The sequence below is a fragment of the Blautia sp. An81 genome, from assembly GCF_002161285.1.
Lineage (GTDB): Bacteria > Bacillota > Clostridia > Lachnospirales > Lachnospiraceae > Blautia > Blautia ornithocaccae.
This window is the reverse complement of the sequence record NZ_NFHH01000017.1, coordinates 1-21,011: the sequence shown is the minus strand read 5'-3', so window position 1 is coordinate 21,011 and position 21,011 is coordinate 1. Positions and strand designations below refer to the sequence as shown.

Sequence of the window (21,011 nt, the reverse complement as noted above, 5' to 3'; positions counted from 1 at the left end):
GATAAGGCCTGCACAGAAAGCCTTATCCGGTGCTGTTTCCACTTCTTATGGTTCAGACTCTGTTTCTTTTGTAATATCCCACTGTACCATATAATATTCGTCCCGATACTTTTTCGGAGTCATTCCAACTACCTCACGGAACTGCTGGATAAAATGGCTCTGGGAAGAAAAAGCCAGACGGTTTGCAATTTCTATCATGGAATAATCACTGTATCTCAGCATGTTCTTTGCCATTTCAATTTTTTGTTTTCGTATATATGTGCTGACGGATTCTCCAGTCTCTTTTTTAAACAGCCTGGAAAGATAGCTGGCAGAAACCCCCAGCTCATCAGCCAGATCTTCAATGGTGATCCGCTCCTTAATATGGGAATATATATACTCTTTGCAGACATTAATATGTCTGGAATTGGTATCGCTGCGGAAATATTTCCGCATTTTTTCCGTATAATCCATGACCATCTCGTCATGAAGCTTCTGGACCTGTTCTTTTGTGGAAATATCGTCCAGTTTCTGAATATAAAAGTCGCTAAGCCTGAAAGCCTGTTCCAGCTCCATGCCATTTTGCCTGCACAGACGGGTGATCATAGCCGTTGTGATCACGAAGTGATATTTCAGATTTATCACGGGGTCTTTCGATAAAACGCCTACACCTTCCTCTTCCACAAATCGACCTTGTTCACAGTTTTTCTTTACCTGCTCTACGTCTCCGCTGGCCACAGCCCGGTAGAATAAAAATTCCTCTGTGGGCTCCCGGTGCTCCATCTCATCTATATCATCATCTGCCTCTAGCAGAAGCCACTCATCCTTATAAGCCATAAATTACGCCCTCCTCTAAACAGATTTTTCCCTTCTGTTCATTATACAGGAAATATGAGATCTTTTTCAATTCTTACAATAACAAAAAGTCCCTGGGCTTTGCTGAGTTTTCCGTATAAATAATCCATATCTATATAGCTTTTCTTAATCAGAAAATTGTGGAAACTCATAGGTCATGAAACTTTTGGCAGAACTCACACCATTATTTCCTCCGGTGCCGGATTCTTCCAGCTTCCTGTCCGGATTTGGACCAACAGTGAAGTTGCAGACATCCATTTGCGTTAACTCTTTTTACTGTAAGCGCGGTATTCCATAGGCGTAACTCCAAATTTTCGCTTAAATACCCTGTTAAAATATGAAATATTATTAAACCCTGACTCCAGAGCAATGCTGGTCACAGAGAGATTTGTTTCCGCAAGCTGGCGGGAAGCCATTTCCAGCCGATACTGATTGAGATATTCAATACTGGTCATATTCATATGCCGTTTAAAAAAACGCATAAAATGGTACTCACTGAAATGACAGAGCTCTGCCAGCTCCTTTACGGTAATCCCCTGCTGATAATGATCCTGGATAAACTGCAGCACCAGCTTCAGCTTCTCTGTAATCTCTCTGTGTTCCTGACTGCTCCGCTGATACGGTACCTGGCTGTACAGCAGGAAAAACAAATGGAGAAGCTCCGACTTAATCTCCAGTTCATAGCCAAGGGGCTTTTGAAGAAAGGTCTGCCGGATTTTCTCAAAGGATTCCCCAAGGAGCCTGGCCATGGAATCTTCTGCCGGAAGATATACAGGAAAACGAAGCATTCCACTGATCAAAGGGGCAAAAAATTCTGTAGTACAAGAGTCTGTTCTTTGACTCTCCAGCATATCCAGGCAAAAAACAAAGCTGTCTGTAATAAATTCTGTCTCAGGCTGTTCGCCAGTTCCATGAAGCATTCCTGGAGGAAGGATCAGAATATCCCCCTGACTGATTTTATAGGGATGAAGATTAATCTGATAGATGCAGGTACCTTTCTGCACCAGAGTAATCTCAAATTCCTCATGCCAGTGTACCGGCAGGTTACTGATTCCAAGAGGAAAAACACAGTGATAGTATTCCAGGGGGAACATGGCAGAACCATGCTGCACCGCCTCAAACAGGTTAGGGTTTTGTTTCATAAATAATCTCCTTTGACAGCAGGATTGTGTTAGAAAAAGCTGGAAATATGCAAGAAAATCCCTTCTGCTGCCGCTATAATAATATCATAAGGCATTAAACTGTGTCAAAGCAGCAGAAAGGAGATAAAGATGATCCATAAATTTCGTTTCGGAAATCCGCTGAATACAGAGGCGGTAGTAGAAAACTACCCCGTTGAAGAAGGTAAGATCCCTTGTATAGAAGTAAAAAAAGGAGAAAAAATTTCCTTTAAAATGACTAAAGGGAGGCCGGTATATGGCCTGGGCGAGCAGGTACGGGGCATTAATAAAAGGGGCTGGATCTACACCAGTGACTGTACCGATGACCCTAACCATCGAGAAGACACCCATTCTCTCTATGCGGCCCATAATTTTCTGATATTTGCCGAAAAAAAGCCCTTCGGAATCTTCCTGGATAATCCTGGAAAAGTCACCTTTGACCTGGGGTATACTCAGCAAGATACTGCGGAGATTACCATGGATAACTGGGACATGGACCTGTATTATATAGACGGAAAGGATCTCAAAGACATTGTGCATCAGTTCCGCCGTATGATCGGACGGAGCTATATCCCGCCCAAGTGGGCTTTTGGCTTTGGTCAGAGCCGCTGGGGTTATAAATCTGAAGAAGACATCCGAGAAGTAGAACGCCGGTATCGGGAACTGGATATTCCCCTGGACAGCATCTACCTGGATATCGACTATATGGAGCGATTTAAAGATTTTACTTTGAACGATGAAACTTTCCCAAATTTCCCGGAATTTGTAAAAGAAATGCAGGAAAAGCATATTCATCTGGTTCCTATCATTGATGCCGGAGTTAAAATTGAAGAAGGCTATCCTGTTTATGAAGAAGGGGTAGAAAAAGGCTATTTCTGCAAAGATGAAGAGGGAAAAGACTTTGTTGCTGCCGTATGGCCAGGCCGGGTACACTTCCCGGATATGCTGAATCCGGAAGCCCGCCGCTGGTTTGGTCTAAAGTATAAATTTCTTCTGGAACAGGGCATTGATGGATTCTGGAATGATATGAACGAGCCTGCTATTTTCTACTCAGAAAAGCGGCTGGAAAAAGTATTCGATGAACTGGAAACTTTCCGGGGAAAAAATCAGGACCTGATGACTCATTTTCACTTTAAAGATCTGGTCCTGGGACTTGCTAATAATCCGGAAGATTACCGCAGCTTTTACCATAATTTCAATGGAGAGAGAACTCCTGTGCGTCACGATAAAGTCCATAATCTGTATGGATACAATATGACCCGTGCAGCCGGAGAAGCCTTTGAGGAACTGGAGCCTGACAAGAGAATCCTCATGTTCTCCCGCTCTTCCTATATTGGAATGCATCGATACGGCGGAATCTGGCAGGGTGACAACCTGTCCTGGTGGTCTCATCTGCTGCTGAACATCAAAATGATGCCTTCTCTGAATATGTGTGGATTTTTGTACACTGGCGCAGACCTGGGCGGCTTCGGTGCTGACACAACAGAGGACCTGGTGCTGCGCTGGATGCAGTTCGGCCTCTTTACTCCTCTGATGAGGAACCATTCCGCCCTGGGAACCCGTGAACAGGAACTGTATCAGTTCTCAAACAGTAAAGCCTGCGGAAATATGATAAAAATCCGCTACAGTCTCCTACCTTATTTATACAGTGAATACATGAAAGCCGCCCTGAGAGATGAGATGATGTTCCGCCCCCTGGCCTTTGATTATCCTGAAGATTCTTTTGCAGATCAGGTAGAAGATCAGTTGATGGTAGGTGACAGTATCATGGTGGCTCCGGTCCATGAGCAGAATGCTGCTGGCCGCTATGTATATCTGCCGGAAGATATGATGCTTGTGACTATGCGGACTCCAGAAGACTATGATGTCCGGGTCATGGAAAAAGGCCATCACTACGTGCCCGCAGCCATGGAAGAACTGATTTTCTTTATCCGGAAAAATCATGTAATTCCTGTGGCAAAAAGCGCAAGAAGCGTAGCGGATATGGATTTTGAACATCTGGATCTGCTAGGATATGTTACAGACAAAGCAGCTTATGAGCTGTACGATGACGACGGAAACAGCAAAGACTATGAAAATCCGAAACACTTTACAGAGGTAATCGTCTGCAGCAACGGAAATATTTCTCAAAATGGAAAACTGAAAAAAGCATTTGGAAAGTTTAACGGTATCCGCTAAATCTTTAAGGAACTGTCGCATTAATCAAAATCGAGAATATGTTTTAATGCAACAGTTCCTTATTACCATCCTTCTCTATTCCCTGCGAAATACAAAAAGTTCATCTACCCGTATCTGAAGCTCCATTGCCAGACGAAAGGCCAGCGAAAGAGTTGGATCATATTTATTATTCTCTATGGCATTTACCGTCTGTCTGGACACACCGCATTTTTTTGCCAGCTCTTCCTGGGAAATCCCCAGCCCTTTCCGGATTTCTCTGATTCTGTTTTCCATATTATCCACCGTGCCTTTTCTTGAAAAATAACAGTGCGCCGAAATAAACAATCCCTGTAGCTGTTAAATGGACAAAAGGATTGATCGCCATTTCCTGTCCGCTGGCAATACTTTCAATGACCTCGATTATCAAAGCACCTGTCATGCCAAGAAGGGTAAAAGCACTGGCTTTCCATACAATAACCTGCCCTCTTTCGTCTCCAGGCCGGACCAGAGATATGATCATAAGAATATCCAGCACGGCAAAAATCAATAATACAGCCACAAAAATAATCGTTGCAACAACTGCTTTGTCCATAAAAATCCCCCTTAACTTCTAATATGTCAAATCCTTTTTACATTTTCAGTATAGTGCTTATGATACAAAATGTCAAACTCTTTTTACACTAAAGATTTTCAAAGCTTCTCCTGTCTTCTTCTATCATTTTTCCCTGCCCTATGCTATGATGAGTATATCTTATAAGTCTTGCACGAGGAGGCCTTCCATGGAAATTTCTTTTCTTCAGATACAGAATTTTAAATCCATAGAAAACATGATCATCCGGGATATCGGATCTGCCTTGATTTTAGTGGGACAAAACAGTGTAGGGAAGTCTTCTGTCCTTCAGGCTGTTGCCGCTGCTATGGGAGAATATCGCCCTTCTGCTTCTGATTTTAACCTTCAGAAGCAGAACATTGAAATTTCTATTTCCCTCTCCCTGACCTCCCGGGATCTGGAACTTCTATTTCAGGCAAAAAAAGTCAGCTCCTATAAACGGTGGGACTCCTGGTATCGGGATTTCTGTCAGAAGCTTCCCTCTTTCCAAAAGGATGTGCTGACCTTTTCCTATATTGCCAATCAGAATGGCAGTATCCGGTACCATGACGGTTTTCATAAAAACAACCGCTACATTCCCCAGCTTCTTCCCTCTGTCTATTTTCTGGACAGTGAAAGGAATCTGGAAAAGGTCCAGCACAATCTCCTGTCCTTTACCGAAGATGATCTGCTGAATCAGATGCGTATGGACTGCTGCCTTTTCGACCCAATGAAAAAATGTACCCACTGTTTTTCCTGTATTGGCCTTCTGAACAGGAAAACCCCGGAAGAGCTGAACGCCTTCGAAACAGAAAAGCTTCTGGAATATAAATTGTATCATATGAATCTGAAAGATTTTTCAGACAAGGTAAACCAGTATTTCGGAAAAAACAGCGGTTACCATGGGGAGATTACCTATGACCTCACCAGCCATACTGGAGAGCTTTTCCAGGTTCATGGATATATCCGACAGAGAAACCATGAAGATCCTTTTCCCGTATCTCAGCTGGGAGAAGGCATGCGGAGCATTTACCTTTTGTCTCTTCTGGAAGCCTACATGGAAGAAGAGGACCGGCTTCCTGCCCTTCTCCTTATGGAAGATCCGGAAATCTTTCTTCATCCTCAGCTTCAAAAGACTTCCAGCGAAATCCTTTACCGGCTTTCCAAAAAGTGCCAGGTAATTTTTTCCACCCACTCTCCCAATCTGCTGTCCCCATTTAACAGCCGGCAGATACGGCAGATTGTTCTCGATGAAAAAGGTCTTCCCAGCCTTCGGGAAAAGACCAGCCTCTCACGGGTCCTGGAAGATCTGGGCTACTCTGCGGGAGATCTCCTGGGTGTGGATTTTGTTTTTATCGTAGAGGGAAAGCAGGACAAAAGCCGCCTTCCTCTTCTTCTGGAAAAATACTATTCCGAAATCTACAACGAAGACGGCAGTCTCTCACGGATTTCTATTATAACTACTAATAGCTGTACCAACATCAAGACCTATGCAAACCTGAAATATATGAATCAGGTCTACCTGAAAGATCAGTTTCTCATGATCCGGGACGGAGACGGCAAAGATCACCAGGAGCTGGTCCGTTCTCTATGCAGATATTATGAGGAACGGAATCTGGAAGATGTAGACCGCCTGCCCAGAGTGACGTCGAAAAACGTGCTGGTCCTGAAATATTATTCTTTTGAAAATTATTTTTTGAATCCAGAGGTTATGGCCAGGCTTGATATCCTTCCTAAGCCGGAAGATTTCTATAAAATCCTTCTGGAAAAATGGACAGAATATCTCCATCGCACCCGGAGCGGACGCCACCTCACTCAGGTTCTGGGACAGAATCTGGAAACGGAAGAAGATATTAAGGAGAATATGGAAGAGATTAAAATCTATATCCGAGGCCACGATCTTTACAATATCTTCTACGGCCCATACAAAAAACAGGAGACTGACCTCTTAAGAAAATACATAGACCTGGCTCCCAGGAAAGATTTTCAGGATATACTGGAAGCTATTGAAAAGATACCCTTTTTTGAAAACAGAAAGCGGACGTGAATATTCAGGAACAAAAATTTCTACTTGCATTATTTCTATATTTATGATAGTTTAAAGAAAAGAAGCGGTTTTCTACCGTACAGTCATGGTGACTCAAGCGGCTTACTCGCTTCTTTTTTTATATTTATTATATCATATAAAAATAATCCATCTAAAGTCATCCTGACAATAATTGAAGCACTATATAGATTAAGCCGCCTGTTGAATTCATTGCTGCTTTGGACTTGTATATAAAATTTAGTATCATACCGGTACCAGCCCTCAGACGCATCTTTCTTATGTTTTTTACTTTTGTTTTCAGTCCATCTTCTGTTTGTTGCATACTGAATCATTGGTTCAATAACTTGCACCGCATTTGCTTTAGCTTTTGCCACTGCTCCTCTTAAAGATTTTGTGTATTTTGAGCCTGTATATTCATCTGGGAAGTTGCCGGCTATCACTATTTTATCTTGATATTCTTCTACCTTAACTACCAATCCCACATAAGACTTCAGATACTTTTCGACACATTTCCATGGGATATTCTGTTTACCTGAAAATATAATATTTTCAACTACTGGAATATTTCTTATCTCTATATTCTCCAAAGTACACCTCCTTTATTTATTTCCTGCTGCGCAGTCTTTTAGCATTAGTTGGCAGATAATTTTGTTTGGGGAATAGCACTGTTAATCACTAAAAAATAACTTTTTAATACTGAACATTCATAAATGAATCAAAATAGAACTAAAGAAAATAATAGAATTGCTAATTTAAGCATATCATGAAAAATTATTGCATTCAACCTTTTTACATCTGAAAGACCAATGTTGTTGAATGCGTGATTTTATATCATCTGTCGTTCCAACATAAATTTGACAATACTTATCAAGTATCATCAGATAATATCCTCTAATTCCTTTCCATTCTTTTAAATCATGTACACATTTAAACTCTTTATTGTCTTGAAGAAAGTTAGTGATTTCATGTTCAAATTCATCATGATTTAAACACGAAAAAAATTTCATATTTAAATCAAAATTTTGAAGACATTTTTCTTTATATTCAAGACACCATTCATCTGTATAATATTTCCCAGTTTCATCAGTATAAGCATCTCTTATAACTAAATATGGGCTTTTGTTAAAAGAAGATTTATTATTGATAAATGCATACTTTTCCCTTGTTAGTTCTAGGCCATATTTTCCAGAACGTACAGTTACACCAAAATGTTCCATAGTAAGCCTCTATTAATTTTACCTTATTCCATTCTATATAGACAACGGACAGCAAAACTCTTCATTAATATATAGAAAAACGGGCAAGAATCTTTTAGCCTCTTACCCGTTTTCTGCTGCTCGCTTATCTAACTGTCATTAAGTTACTTTCTCTTCAGCAATATCTTATTTGAAATACTCCACTCCGGACTCGAAGATCTTCATGTCCTGCTCTCCGTAGATATTAATGGCTACGCCGTCGCCTCTTCTTTCGGAATGAGCCATCTTACCCAGAACACGTCCGTCAGGGCTGGTGATTCCTTCGATAGCACAGTAGGAACCGTTTACATTCCATTCTTCGTCCATAGTAATGTTTCCATTCAGGTCGCAGTACTGAGTAGCCACCTGGCCGTTCTCAAAGAGTTTCTTCAGCCATTCTTCGTTAGCTACGAACCGTCCTTCACCGTGGGAAGCCGGATTGGTGTAAACTTTTCCAAGCTCTGCCTTTAACAGCCATGGGGATTTGTTTGTCACCACTTTAGTGTAAACCATCTTGGAAATATGACGTCCAATGGTATTAAAGGTCAGTGTAGGAGATTCTTCTGTCTGTCCCATGATCTCACCGTAGGGAACCAGTCCCAGCTTGATCAGGGCCTGGAAGCCGTTGCAGATACCAAGAGCCAGTCCATCTCTCTCATTTAACAGACGCATAACTGCTTCTTTGATCTTTGCATTCTGGAAAGCTGTCGCAAAGAACTTGGCAGATCCATCAGGCTCGTCACCGGCGGAGAATCCGCCTGGGAACATGATCATCTGTGCCTGGTCAATGGCTTTTTCAAAGACTTCCACGGAATCACGGATGTGCTCCGCATCCAGATTCTTGAATACCTTGGTAATAACCTTTGCTCCCGCTCTTTCAAATGCCTTTGTGCTGTCGTACTCGCAGTTGGTTCCCGGGAATACAGGAATGAACACTGTAGGCTGGGCAATTTTGTGGGAACAGATGTGTACGTCCTTGGTGTCATAGAGACCCTTATCCATACTTTTGGTAGCATCATCTGTTTCAGAACCGGAACGTGTCTTGAAGACTTTCTCCAAAGGAGCTTTCCAGGTTTCCAGAGCTTCTGCCATAGTAATCTTCATATCTTTATATTCCAGGCAGGCAGTATCTGTCACTTCACCGATCACAGTATAGGTAATGGCCAGTTCTCCTACCTTTCCATCTGCCACTTCACAGATAATATCTCCAAATCCAGGTGAGAACAGGTCTCTCTCATCTACATTATGTTCAATCTTCACGCCTTTCTGATTGCCAAAAGCCATTTTGGAAACAGCGGCGGCAATGCCATGACGGTCCAGAGCATATGCAGAGAGGATTCTTCCTGCCTGAACGTCTTCTCTGAATTTACCATACTGTTCCTTCAGGGCCTCAAAATCCGGAAGATCATAGGCAGCTTTGGGCATTCTCAGCCATACCAGCTTACTTCCTGTTTTCTTCAGCTCCGGTGTGATAATATCTTTTTCTTTTGCCACGTCCACAGCAAAGGATACCAGCGTAGGCGGTACATCGATATCATTAAAGGTTCCGGACATAGAGTCCTTGCCGCCGATAGAAGGAAGTCCAAAGCCAAGCTGTGCCGCATAAGCTCCCAGAAGAGCAGCGAAAGGCTGACTCCAGCGGTGAGGATCTTCGGTCATTCTCCTGAAATATTCCTGGAAGGTAAAGCGGATCTTGCTGTAATCTCCGCCGGAAGCTACGATTCTTGCCACAGATTCTGTCACAGCGTAAACAGCTCCGTGATAAGGACTCCAGCTTGACAGATAAGGATCAAAGCCATAGCTCATCATAGTAACAGTCTCGGTCTTGCCGTTCTGGACCGGAACTTTTGCAACCATGGTCTGGGTTTCTGTAAGCTGATATTTTCCGCCATAAGGCATAAATACGCTTCCTGCACCGATAGAGCCGTCAAACATCTCCACCAGTCCCTTCTGGGAGCAGGTGTTCAGGTCTGAAAGTGTATCCAGCCATTTCTTTTTCACATCTCCGATATCAGAAGCCCTGTCTAAAACATTTCCTTCTTTGTTAGGAACCTCTACATATACATCGGTCTCCTGATGAGCGCCATTAGTATCCAGGAATGCTCTGGACAGATCTACAATAGTGTTTCCTCTCCAGTTCATCACCAGTCTGGGGCTCTCTGTAACAACAGCCACAGGTACAGCCTCAAGGTTTTCCTCCTGGGCATAGCCAAGGAAGGTATCTACATCTTTGGGATCTATCACTACTGCCATACGTTCCTGAGACTCAGAAATAGCAATTTCTGTACCATCCAGGCCGGCATATTTCTTCGGCACCTTGTCCAGATCGATCTTCAGACCTGCTGCCAGTTCGCCGATGGCTACGGACACGCCCCCTGCACCGAAATCGTTGCACTTCTTAATAATCTTGCTCACTTCTTCTCTGCGGAACAGTCTCTGGATTTTTCTCTCAGTAGGAGCATTTCCTTTCTGTACTTCTGCGCCGCAGGTCTCAATAGATTCCTCTGTATGGACTTTGGAAGAACCGGTAGCTCCGCCGCAGCCGTCACGGCCTGTACGTCCTCCCAGAAGGATGATGATATCTCCCGGATCTGAGGTTTCACGGATAACGGCTCTTCTTGGAGCAGCTCCCATAACAGCCCCGATCTCCATACGTTTTGCTACATAATTCGGATGATAGATTTCTTTTACATAACCGGTAGCCAGACCAATCTGGTTTCCATAGGAAGAATATCCTTCTGCAGCTCCTCTGACCAGCTTTTTCTGAGGAAGTTTTCCCTTCATGGTATCTTTCACAGATACGGTAGGATCTGCTGCGCCGGTCACACGCATAGCCTGATATACATAGGTACGTCCGGACAGCGGGTCACGGATAGCTCCGCCAAGACAGGTAGCTGCGCCTCCGAAAGGCTCAATCTCTGTAGGATGGTTGTGTGTCTCGTTTTTAAAGTTGATGAGCCACTCCTCTTCCTTTCCATCTACGTCTACAGGAACTACAATAGAGCAGGCGTTGATCTCTTCAGATTCTTCCTGATCCTGAAGCTTTCCCTCTGCCTTTAATTTCTTCATGGCCATCAAAGCCAGATCCATCAGGCAGACAAATTTGTCATCTCTGTCTTTATAGATCACCTGGCGGTCTGCCAGATATTTCTCATAGGTTTTTACAATAGGCTCTTTATAATCTCCTTCTCCGAACTCTACATTTTTCAGCTCTGTGGAGAAGGTGGTATGACGGCAGTGATCGGACCAGTAGGTATCCAGCACCCGGATTTCCGTCATGGAAGGATCTCTCTTTTCTTCTGTCTTAAAATAGTTCTGAATATGGAGGAAATCCTTGAAGGTCATAGCCAGATTCAGAGAAGCATAAAGCTCTTTTAAGGCCTCCTCTTCCATTTCTGTAAATCCTTCAAAAATCTTTACATCTTCCGGCTCGTCAAACTTGGTCACCAGAGTCTCCGGCTTTACTGCCTCTGCTTCCCTGGAATCCACCGGGTTAATGCAGTGATTCTTAATAGCCTCCAGTTCTTCATCGGAAACATTTCCCTCAATTACATAGGTAGTAGCGGAACGGATAATGGGTTGTTCATCTTCTTTCAGGAACTGGATACACTGTACTGCAGAATCTGCTCTCTGATCGAACTGTCCCGGCAGATACTCCACAGAAAAAATCCTGGAGCCCTCTGCTGCTTCAAAAGTTTCCTTATATAAATCATCTACAGGCGGCTCAGAAAATACACAGGTGCATGCCTTCTCAAATACCTCATCAGAAATATTTTCCACATCATACCGGATCAGCACACGGACGCCGGTAACGTCTCCGATTCCCAGATAACTTTTAATCTCATGTCTCAGCTCTTTGGCCTTTACCGCAAAATCCGGTTTTTTCTCTACATAGACACGCCTTACTTCGCTCATGTAAGCTCCTTTCTGCCCCTGGGGCAATAACATTTGTATAGCACTCTATGAACTCAGTTTATCACAATTCACATTATAAGTAAAATTAATATGACTAATATTTTTTATAAGTCATACTCATCAATAAAGATTGTCAAAATTTTGCATTTATATATTAAAAAACAAGTTGACACCTGAAATCATTCCCTATATAGTATCTCTTAGCATTTACGGACCTGCCCAGACATAGGCCGGAAATTTACTGCACAGCAGGAGAATTGATGATTAAAGAAAGGAAAGGGCCCTTTATGGATATTAGCTTTGAACTATACAAGGTATTTTATTATGTTGCCACTACTCTGAGCTTTTCTCAGGCCTCCAGGCAGCTCTATATTTCCCAGTCAGCAGTGAGCCAGTCCATCAAGTCTCTTGAGCAGAAGCTGGGACATCCTCTGTTTCTGCGGAACACCAAAAAGGTGGCCCTGACTCCTGAAGGGGAGGCCCTGCTCCGTCACGTGGAGCCAGCAGTAAATCTACTATATGAAGGGGAAAATCAGCTTCTCAACTCCCCATCTGTGGAGGCTCCCCTGCGGATTGGCGCCAGCGACACCATCTGCCGCTATTTCCTGGTCCCCTACTTTCAGCGGTTCCACCGGGAACACCCCAATATCCGCATAAAAGTCACCAATGCTACCTCTGGAGACTGTGTCTCTCTTCTCCAGAACAATAAGGTAGATTTTATTGTGGTCAATGCCCCCAATACCCATCTTACCAGCCGGGAAACCTGGTATGAGATTCGAGAATTTCAGGATATCTTTGTAGCAGGAAAGAATTATTTTGCCTTGGAAGGAAAAAAGCTTTCCCTGTCTCAGTTGACAGAGTATCCCATTCTTATGCTGGAAAAATCCAGCACTACCAGCGAATTCTTTCATCAGCTTTTTGTCCGTCACGGCCTTTCTCTCTCCCCTGAGGCAGAGCTGTCCAGCAACGACCTTCTTTTGGACCTGGCCCGGATAGGCCTGGGGATCACAGTAGTACCGGATTTTGTTCTGGCTCATCAGAGAGAAGATTTTTACAAACTGGAGGTTCAGGAGACTATTCCCAAAAGGCAGTTGGTGCTGGCTCACAATTCCCAGCTTTCCTCCTCTCCGGGAGCAGAAAAATTCCTTCACTATTTATTTCCGGAAGCAGGCATGCCGGAATAACTTTCCGCCATCTGTCCTCAGGTGCAGAAAAGCCTTCCCTTTGGGCCCCATCTGCACTGCATAAACTACATACACAGGAGATTACCTCATATGAAACTACAGGCAAAACATACCGTCTACAGCTGTTACCTGGGATATGTGACCCAGGCCATTGTCAATAATCTGCCGCCTTTGTTATTTCTTACTTTTAACAGAGAATTCGGCATTTCACTGGACAAGATCAGTCTTCTGATCACTGTGAATTTCTGTATTCAGATCCTGGTGGACTTTATATCCCCGGAAGTGATCAAACGCACCGGATACCGAAAAGCAGCTCTCTGTTCTTTTCTGGTAACCATCATCGGTCTTACCGGTTTTTATTATCTTCCTTTTATTATGGATCCCTACCCTGGAATCCTGATCTGTATGATCTTCAACGCCATAGGCGGAGGAATCCTGGAAGTGATCGTAAGCCCCATGGTAGAGGCCTGTCCGGGAACCAATAAGGCTGCCCGGATGAGCATGCTCCACTCCTTCTACTGTTGGGGTCATATGGCCGTGGTGCTTTTATCCACCTTATACTTTACCCTGGCTGGAATTGAAAACTGGCGGTTCCTTCCCCCTCTGTGGGCGCTGGTCCCTCTGTTTACTTTCTTCGCATTTACGAAAGTGCCTATTTATGCCGTTCCCGGAGACGATGAGAAGACCAGACTTTCTAAAAGCATTTTCCGAATAAAGGTATTCTGGGTCCTGTTTTTTGCCATGATCTGCGCCGGAGCCTCGGAGCAGGGCGTCAGCCAGTGGTCTTCTATGTTTGCAGAAGACGGACTGAAAGTATCCAAAACCCTGGGAGACCTGTTAGGTCCCTGCTCCTTTGCTTTCTTTATGGGCCTCAGCCGTTTCCTTTATGGCATGAAAGGAGAAGGACTGAATCTGATCAGATCCCTGAAGTCTGCCAGCCTTCTGTGTATTCTTGGCTATCTGATCACCTCTCTGTCCCCCATTCCCCTTCTGGCCCTGGCTGGCTGTGCCATCTGCGGTTTTTCCGTGGGACTGATGTGGCCCGGAACCTTCTCTCTGGGCGCCACTTATCTGAAAGGCGGCGGCACCTTTATGTACGCCATGTTCGCTCTGGCCGGAGACGTAGGATGTTCTGCAGGTCCCGGAGTGGTAGGGATCATCTCCCAGTTCACAGGAAAAATGAACCTGGGAATCTTCACTGCCATTCTCTTTCCAGTGTGCCTGCTGGTTCTGATGTCTCTTTTAAAACATCAGAAACCAGCCTGAAAACTTGTCACAAAAATTTTTTTAATTCTGCTTTATTCCTCTTGATAAAAAGATCTCTTTCACATATAATATAAGTGAAAGAAGAACTTCCTTCTTTCCTTCGCTAAATGATGACGAGTGACGGTTCTGACTCGTCGGTAAAATAAAAACTGACCGAGTGAAGATGATGTGTGACGGTTCTGACACATCGGTAAAATAAAAATTGACCGAGCGAAGTGGAATTCCGGCGAGGTTGACTTCAACTAGTTGACCTCGCTTTTTATGTTGAAAGGTATTGAAAAATGGAATTTGATTCAGAACTATCACTCCTATCATCCAAATTTACCCAGGCCTATCCTCCTGCTACATATCCTGAACTGATGCACAAACATGGACGTCCTTATACCTGCTTGTTAATTGATTTCCATGATGATTACTTTATTTGTGTTCCGTTTCGCTCGTCTATCGGACACAAAAATGCATTCATGTTTACCGGAACTGCACGTTCAAAGAAAACGAAATCTGGTCTTGACTATTCAAAAATAGCAATCATTAAAAATATTGATTACTTTGATTCAATTACAGCAGCCATTGTCGAGCAGGACGAATATACTGAAATGATGAAAAACCTTCCAACTATTGTTCAGGAAGCAAACGATTATGTGGATACATACATCAATCATATCAACGGAACCACACCTCTACATCCACGGGAATTTTCACGAAAATATCAATACTCTACCCTGCCTTATTTTCACGATATTATGGAAGGAGCTGTCGCATTAATCAAAATCGAGAATATTTATACATTTTATTGCTCAGTCTGTGCCGCTTTGAGCCTATGGTCTCAAAGCTATGCTCGACAAATTCGCATAAAATGTATAAATATTCCTGACATATGACTAATGCGACAGCCCCTTTTCTCATCATCTTACATCGGCGTCCCTACTTCAATCAGATTTCCGTCCAGATCATAAATGCGGACTACTTTCTGTCCCCAACTGTGTGTCATAAGCCTGTTGACATATTTAATGGAAGGATACAGCTTTTCAAGTTTTTCTACAAATCCTTCTATATCACGTTCCTCAAAATATAATTCACAGGAATGACTTTCTGGAATAACATCCTTTTTCAGAAACTCCCTCCAGATTTTTTCCTCCTGAAGCACAAGACCTTCTGTCAAGATCATATTCCCCTCATTGTCCAGTACCACTTCAAGGCCAAACAAGTCATGATAAAACTTTTTCGATCTTTCAATATTTTTTACAACGATCAATACATTTTTTAATCTCATGAATTCTTATCTCCTATAGCATTTCTGCGAAAAAAACGCCCTTAGATATGGTTTTTTATCCACAGCTAAGAGCGTTTTGGTTTCCTATTTATTCAACTGCCGCAACAGCCTCCACCTCACAAAGCACATTTTTCGGCAGAGTTTTTACAGCCACACAGGATCTGGCCGGTTTTCCTGTAAAATATTTTCCGTAAACCTCGTTAAAGGCTGCAAAGTCATTCATATCAGCCAGGAAACAGGTTGTCTTCACGGTTTTCTCATAGCTGCTGCCTGCTGCCTCCAGAACAGCTCCCAGATTCTTCATTACCTGTTCTGCCTGCTCTTCAATAGTAGTTCCAACTACTTCTCCTGTTTCAGGGCTTAAAGGCACCTGTCCGGAAGTATACACCACTCCGTTTAAAATGATTGCCTGTGAATAAGGGCCGATAGCGCCCGGTGCATTCTTTGTACTTACGATTTCCATATCCGCTCCATCCTTTCTTCTGAAACTTTTCTCCAATATTATAAGCCCTGCCTGGAAGAGAGGCAAGTTTTTTTATAAGCGATGAGGGTTCGAATCCCTCATCCCTCTTCCCAGAATCTCCAGATCCTCTCTCCTGCCTGAGCCACTGTACACACCTCATATCCTCTCCACTCCCAGGGAAACAGATCCCGGTAGGCTCTCTGAAGAAAACGCTCATCTAAAAGAAGCACCACGCCCCGGTCCTCTTTTGTACGGATTACCCTTCCCGCTGCCTGGAGGACCTTATTCATCCCAGGATAGCGGTAGGCATAGTCAAATCCCATTTTCTCCTTTTTATCATAATAGTCTTTCAGGATTTCCCGCTCACTTCCCACCTGGGGAAGTCCGGTACCTACCACTGCAGCTCCGATCAGACGTTTTCCCGTCAGGTCAATGCCTTCGGAAAAGATTCCGCCCATAACGCAGAAGCCGGCAAGAGAAATCTCCCCTTCTTCCTCGAAAGCCTCCAGGAATTCCTCACGGTCAGCTTCGGACATGCCGCTGCTCTGCAAAAGACAGTTTACCTGAAAATTCTCCTGACGGATCCTCTCCTGAAAAACTTCGTAAATATCTTCCAGCATCCGATAAGAAGGGAGAAATACAAGGTAATTTCCTTTTTTTCCCTTGATCATCTGAAAAATATATTCTGCAATCCTTCTGTATTCTTCCTGGTCCCGCCTGGTATACTTGCTGCTTACGTCTCTGGCCACCATCAGTTTCAGATTCTCCCGCGGAAAAGGAGAAGCGGCATAGATGGCATAGTCGTCATCCCGGGTGCTGAAAAGAGAGCGATAATAAGGCAGGGGCAGAAATGTACCGGAGAAAAAGACTGTACTCCTTCCTTTATTCAGACATTCCTGGAGATTTTTCCTGGGATTGACGCAGAAAAGGGTAAGGAGAAATTCGCCGCTCTCGCCATAATGGGTATAGATCACATAGTTTTCATCGGTGAGGTCATACATATTCAGAAAATGCCGGATCACAAAAGAAAAATCCAGGACAGCCTTCTGTACCTTTTCCTCATGGTCCTGTTCCAGGAAATTTTCCATTTCGCTCAGAAGATTCAAAAGCTGAAGAGAAAGTCCTCCGATATTTTCCAGAACCTGATAAGTGTCACACTCTCTTTTATACTCCAGCATCAGCTTATTGCACCGGTTCAGGATCCGGTACAGCTTCACACTGTGTCCTTTTACTGTCCTTGCAGTTTCCAGGAGTTCTTCCTTGCACAGAGTAGCGCTGTACATCTTTCTTCCCCGGTCCACCAGATTGTGGGCTTCGTCAATGAGGAAAATATAATCTCCTTTCACTCCGTCTCCGAAGAATCTTTTCAGATGGACCTTGGGGTCAAATGCATAATTGTAATCGCAGATTATCCCATCCACCCAGGTGGCGGTATCCAGACACATTTCATAAGGACAGACCTGGTATTTCTCAGCCTGGGCCAGCAGTTCCTCTCGAAAATACGTGTCTCTTTCTGTCAGCAGTTCAAACACCGCCTGGTTCACCCGGTCAAAATGTCCTTTGGCATAAGGACACTTCTCAGGATTGCAGTCCGGCTCCTCCAAGAAGCACAGCTTTTCCTTTGCGGTAATGGTCAGTGTTTTGTAAGACAGTCCCCGTTCCTGCAAAAGGGCAAAAGCCTCCTGGGCTACAGTCCGGGTAATGGTTTTTGCTGTCAGGTAAAAGATCTTATCTCCATAGCCCTGTCCCACTGCCCGGACAGCAGGGAAGACTGCGGCCATGGTCTTTCCGATACCGGTAGGCGCCTGGATAAAAAGCTGTCTGCCGGAAGTAATAGTATGATATACCCCTGATACCAATTCTCGCTGTCCCTCCCGGTAAGGATAGGGAAACTCCAGGCCCTCCATGGAATTTTTTCTCAGGATCCGCCGGTCATACTGGAATCTGGCCCACTTATAATATTCTCCCATCAGATCCCCAAACCATTTTTTCAGTTTTTCTATGGTAAAATCCTCCGTAAAGCGCTTGATCTCCTCACTTTCCATCTGGCAGTAGGTCATCTGTACCTGGATTTTTTCCCTGCCGGTCTGTGTTCCATAGATATAGGCATAGCACATGGCCTGGGCCTTATGGACCTCTACTGGTTCCTCCAAATAGTTCAGATCCATATATACCCCTTTGATCTCATCAATGGCTGTTCTGTCTTCCTCCTCAATGATCCCGTCGGCTCTTCCCTCCACCAGGATGATAAAGTCTTCGTATTCCTGCTCCCATTTCAGAGAAACCTCCGGTCTGTAAGAAGCTTTCATCTGCTTTTGTATCTTTCTGTGGATTTTTCCGCCCTTTAACATGGCTTCCCGGTCAAAGGCTGCGCTTCTTCGGTTGTCCAGATCCCCTTTCCGGAGTATAAACTCCACCAGGCTCCGAACAGATATTTTAATGATTTCTTTTTCTTTCTTGTCCATATGCTTATTTTACCACAATACTCTTCATGTACAAAGAGCCAAACTGCCGGATACAGCGAAAGACTCCGGAAAAGATGCCTTCTGCGTCCTGTATTCCCAGCCGCAAAAGCCCTCTTTTCCGGAGCCTCCCGTCTTATAAATCCTATACTTTTTTAACTTACTGCGCTACTGCATATTTATTCAAAAAGTTATTAAATCTCTCATCCTGTCCGTTGCATCTTACAGTCAGGACTCGAGTCAGATCCATGCTTAATACACCCAATATTGATTTTGCGTCAATAACTACTCTGTTGTAAAAAATGTCAATATCGAAGTCGCATTTGCTGGCCTCATTAACAAACTCTTTCACATCTTCCTTTGCAGTCAGCTTAATCTGGCGCTCTACCATACTACCATTCCTTTCTTAAAGCAGTCAGAAACCACATTTACTTCTCCAGACAGCCTGTGTACCCCTCAGGGTATTGATCTGCAGGTGTTCTCTGGATTACAGGTATTATGACACTGGTCCGACCATTTGTCAACAAATTCCAACAGGATCCCGGCTCTGCCAAAATCCTTCCACTGTGCCGGGATTTTTAGTGATTACCCACAGATTGTGTGAAACTTCAGAGAATTTTTTAGAAATATTCACATAATTTTCTTTTGCATAAAAAGACCAGACCTCACTCCTGTCTAAGTGTAGTCTGGTCCATATTTTATAATTTTGGTAACTATTTCCCCATTTTTATACCTGGGGAAGGTACTCTCCGGCGCCTCCCAGGTATGTGTTCAATACTGCCGCAAAGGCTCCTGCATCCACAGCTTTAGCCATTTCCGGATCCAGAGGCATCTTGCCGATCACCGGTACTTCCACCTCTTTGGCAGCCTCTTCGACCTTGCTCTCGCCAAATACATAGATTTCTTTGCCGCAGTCCGGACATTTCACATAGCTGTAATTTTCCACCAGGCCCAATACGGGTACATTCATCATCTTCGCCATGTTGTAAGCTTTCTTAACGATCATCTGTACCAGGTCCTGAGGAGAAGATACGATAACAATTCCGTCAATAGGAAGAGACTGGAATACGGTAAGAGGCACATCGCCGGTTCCCGGAGGCATATCTACAAAGAGATAGTCCAGATCTCCCCAGACCACATCGGTCCAGAACTGTTTTACCATATTTGCCAGGATCGGTCCTCTCCAGATCACAGGGGCATCCTCCTGAGGCAATAACAGATTTACAGACATAACCTCAATATCATTTCCCGTGATCATAGGATAAATTCCTCTTTCATCTGCCACAGCAGAGCCCTTCAGCCCATACATTCTGGGAATAGAAGGACCGGTGATATCTGCATCCATGATTCCTACCTTATAGCCCTGAAAAGCCATCTCATTAGCAAGAGAAGCGGTGACAAAGGATTTTCCCACGCCTCCCTTTCCGCTGATGACTCCGATCACCTTTTTTATGTGGGAGTGCTCATTTAATTTTTCCTTGGGAATCCCGCCTCCCTTTGCGTGGCTGCATCCTGCGCAGCTCTCCTTGTCGCAGCTTGTACTGTCACATTGTTTCTTTTCTTCGCTCATGTTTCTTCCTTTCCGCCCTGGCCGGTATTTTATTTCATGAAACGGTCAATGGCTTTATTCAGTTCCTCCAGAGCTTCATGATCTCCGCTCTCTACCGCATCAACGATGCAGTGCTCGATATGGTCCTGAAGGATTACTTTCCCCGTATTGTTAATGGCAGCTTTCACAGCGGAAAGCTGGATCAAAACTTCGCTGCAGTCCCTGCCCTCTTCCACCATACGGCGTATGGATTCCAGATGCCCGATGGCACGGGAAAGGCGGTTCAGCACAGCCTTTGTGTGCGTATGGGTATGAGAATGGCTATGCCCCGGCTCATGGCTGTGTTCTAGCACTCTCCCATCATCCAGCATATGGGTATGTGTTTTTTCCTGTTTCTCCAATAGTCTTTCCTCCAATCTGGCACTTTTCTTATTATAGCAAACCCATTCCAAAAAGCAAAGGGCAAAAGTTTTACGGATCGTAAACTATTCATCCACACAGCTTAGAATCGTTATCTAAAACCTGGAAATAGTATATCTCTGGTGGATAGATGCCGTCATCACGTCAAAGACCACGGATCCGTCTTCTTTATCCGTCCTCTCGATCTTCAGCTCTTCCTCTGCTTTAAACTTGTTTCTCACAAAAGCCTCCAGATCTGCCCCCTCAGGAAGTTCTACTTCTTCTATAAAAATATCCCGCATCTGATTTCCGGGACAGAGATTAAACATCTCCCGGATCACTTCATATTCTGCCATAGTTTTCCTCCCTATATTGTCAAGTGATTTTCCTTTAAAATAAAGGTTTTTCAAGTTACTATCTCAGATGAATGAGCCATGGAGATGGGCATTTCTCTGTATCTGATACGAAAATAGCTGGT

General features: G+C 43.9%; 19 protein-coding genes. 5 read left to right on the top strand and 14 right to left on the bottom strand.

The genetic code is table 11. The annotated features are described in order from the left end of the window. Positions 1-45 precede the first annotated feature (45 nt). Both B5G33_RS14070 and B5G33_RS14065 read right to left on the bottom strand, forming a co-directional pair. Positions 46-816, bottom strand: a complete 771-nt coding sequence (locus B5G33_RS14070; protein ID WP_087418101.1) for a helix-turn-helix domain-containing protein — start codon at positions 814-816, stop codon at positions 46-48. A gap of 281 nt (positions 817-1,097) precedes the next feature. Continuing rightward, on the bottom strand, positions 1,098-1,976 hold the full coding sequence (locus B5G33_RS14065; RefSeq protein WP_087268651.1) for an AraC family transcriptional regulator: 879 nt from the start codon (positions 1,974-1,976) through the stop codon (positions 1,098-1,100). A gap of 129 nt (positions 1,977-2,105) precedes the next feature. Between B5G33_RS14065 and B5G33_RS14060 the strand changes: the two genes are divergently transcribed. After that, on the top strand, positions 2,106-4,172 hold the full coding sequence (locus B5G33_RS14060) for a TIM-barrel domain-containing protein (RefSeq protein ID WP_087418100.1): 2,067 nt from the start codon (positions 2,106-2,108) through the stop codon (positions 4,170-4,172). Between the two features lie 75 nt (positions 4,173-4,247). On the opposite strand, the gene B5G33_RS14055 is transcribed toward B5G33_RS14060, so the two are convergent. After that, positions 4,248-4,445: a helix-turn-helix transcriptional regulator gene (locus tag B5G33_RS14055; protein WP_087418099.1), complete on the bottom strand. Its 198-nt coding sequence runs from the start codon at positions 4,443-4,445 to the stop codon at positions 4,248-4,250. Between the two features lies 1 nt (position 4,446). Continuing rightward, positions 4,447-4,743 carry a hypothetical protein gene (locus B5G33_RS14050; RefSeq protein WP_087268657.1) on the bottom strand — a complete coding sequence of 99 codons (297 nt, stop codon included), beginning with the start codon at positions 4,741-4,743 and terminating at the stop codon, positions 4,447-4,449. A gap of 187 nt (positions 4,744-4,930) precedes the next feature. On the opposite strand from B5G33_RS14050, the gene B5G33_RS14045 reads away from it, so the two are divergent. After that, a complete protein-coding gene (locus B5G33_RS14045; RefSeq protein ID WP_087418098.1) occupies positions 4,931-6,787 on the top strand; it encodes an ATP-dependent nuclease in 1,857 nt (618 codons plus the stop codon). A gap of 83 nt (positions 6,788-6,870) precedes the next feature. Here B5G33_RS14045 and B5G33_RS14040 read toward each other — a convergent pair whose 3' ends face one another. The 3 genes from B5G33_RS14040 to B5G33_RS14030 all read right to left on the bottom strand — a co-directional run bounded on the left by B5G33_RS14040 (position 6,871) and on the right by B5G33_RS14030 (position 11,937). After that, entirely contained in the window at positions 6,871-7,374 is a 504-nt protein-coding gene (locus B5G33_RS14040) for a hypothetical protein (RefSeq protein WP_087418097.1), read from the bottom strand. 174 nt (positions 7,375-7,548) lie between these two features. Further along, positions 7,549-8,004: a hypothetical protein gene (locus B5G33_RS14035; RefSeq protein WP_087418096.1), complete on the bottom strand. Its 456-nt coding sequence runs from the start codon at positions 8,002-8,004 to the stop codon at positions 7,549-7,551. A 165-nt stretch (positions 8,005-8,169) separates the two neighbouring features. Beyond that, the gene (locus B5G33_RS14030; protein ID WP_087418095.1) at positions 8,170-11,937 is read right to left on the bottom strand and encodes a phosphoribosylformylglycinamidine synthase; all 3,768 of its coding nucleotides are present in this window, start codon (positions 11,935-11,937) and stop codon (positions 8,170-8,172) included. A gap of 287 nt (positions 11,938-12,224) precedes the next feature. On the opposite strand from B5G33_RS14030, the gene B5G33_RS14025 reads away from it, so the two are divergent. The 3 genes from B5G33_RS14025 to tenpIN all read left to right on the top strand — a co-directional run bounded on the left by B5G33_RS14025 (position 12,225) and on the right by tenpIN (position 15,268). Next, on the top strand, positions 12,225-13,121 hold the full coding sequence (locus B5G33_RS14025) for a LysR family transcriptional regulator (protein WP_087418147.1): 897 nt from the start codon (positions 12,225-12,227) through the stop codon (positions 13,119-13,121). Positions 13,122-13,211: 90 nt separating this feature from the next. Then, the gene (locus tag B5G33_RS14020) at positions 13,212-14,387 is read left to right on the top strand and encodes an MFS transporter (protein WP_087418094.1); all 1,176 of its coding nucleotides are present in this window, start codon (positions 13,212-13,214) and stop codon (positions 14,385-14,387) included. A 281-nt stretch (positions 14,388-14,668) separates the two neighbouring features. After that, entirely contained in the window at positions 14,669-15,268 is a 600-nt protein-coding gene (tenpIN, locus tag B5G33_RS14010; RefSeq protein WP_087418093.1) for a type III toxin-antitoxin system TenpIN family toxin, read from the top strand. Positions 15,269-15,297: 29 nt separating this feature from the next. Here tenpIN and B5G33_RS14005 read toward each other — a convergent pair whose 3' ends face one another. The 7 genes from B5G33_RS14005 to B5G33_RS13975 all read right to left on the bottom strand — a co-directional run bounded on the left by B5G33_RS14005 (position 15,298) and on the right by B5G33_RS13975 (position 20,889). Continuing rightward, entirely contained in the window at positions 15,298-15,660 is a 363-nt protein-coding gene (locus B5G33_RS14005; protein WP_087418092.1) for a VOC family protein, read from the bottom strand. A gap of 88 nt (positions 15,661-15,748) precedes the next feature. After that, on the bottom strand, positions 15,749-16,123 hold the full coding sequence (locus B5G33_RS14000) for a RidA family protein (protein ID WP_087269134.1): 375 nt from the start codon (positions 16,121-16,123) through the stop codon (positions 15,749-15,751). A gap of 98 nt (positions 16,124-16,221) precedes the next feature. Further along, positions 16,222-18,588, bottom strand: a complete 2,367-nt coding sequence (locus B5G33_RS13995; RefSeq protein WP_087418091.1) for an ATP-dependent DNA helicase — start codon at positions 18,586-18,588, stop codon at positions 16,222-16,224. A gap of 157 nt (positions 18,589-18,745) precedes the next feature. Continuing rightward, positions 18,746-18,976, bottom strand: coding sequence for an HPr family phosphocarrier protein (locus B5G33_RS13990; RefSeq protein ID WP_087418090.1), 231 nt, complete (start codon positions 18,974-18,976; stop codon positions 18,746-18,748). A 336-nt stretch (positions 18,977-19,312) separates the two neighbouring features. After that, a complete protein-coding gene (locus tag B5G33_RS13985) occupies positions 19,313-20,155 on the bottom strand; it encodes an Mrp/NBP35 family ATP-binding protein (protein ID WP_087268686.1) in 843 nt (280 codons plus the stop codon). 29 nt (positions 20,156-20,184) lie between these two features. Continuing rightward, positions 20,185-20,505: a metal-sensing transcriptional repressor gene (locus B5G33_RS13980; RefSeq protein WP_087269136.1), complete on the bottom strand. Its 321-nt coding sequence runs from the start codon at positions 20,503-20,505 to the stop codon at positions 20,185-20,187. Between the two features lie 144 nt (positions 20,506-20,649). Then, on the bottom strand, positions 20,650-20,889 hold the full coding sequence (locus tag B5G33_RS13975; RefSeq protein ID WP_087268689.1) for a hypothetical protein: 240 nt from the start codon (positions 20,887-20,889) through the stop codon (positions 20,650-20,652). Positions 20,890-21,011 lie beyond the last annotated feature (122 nt).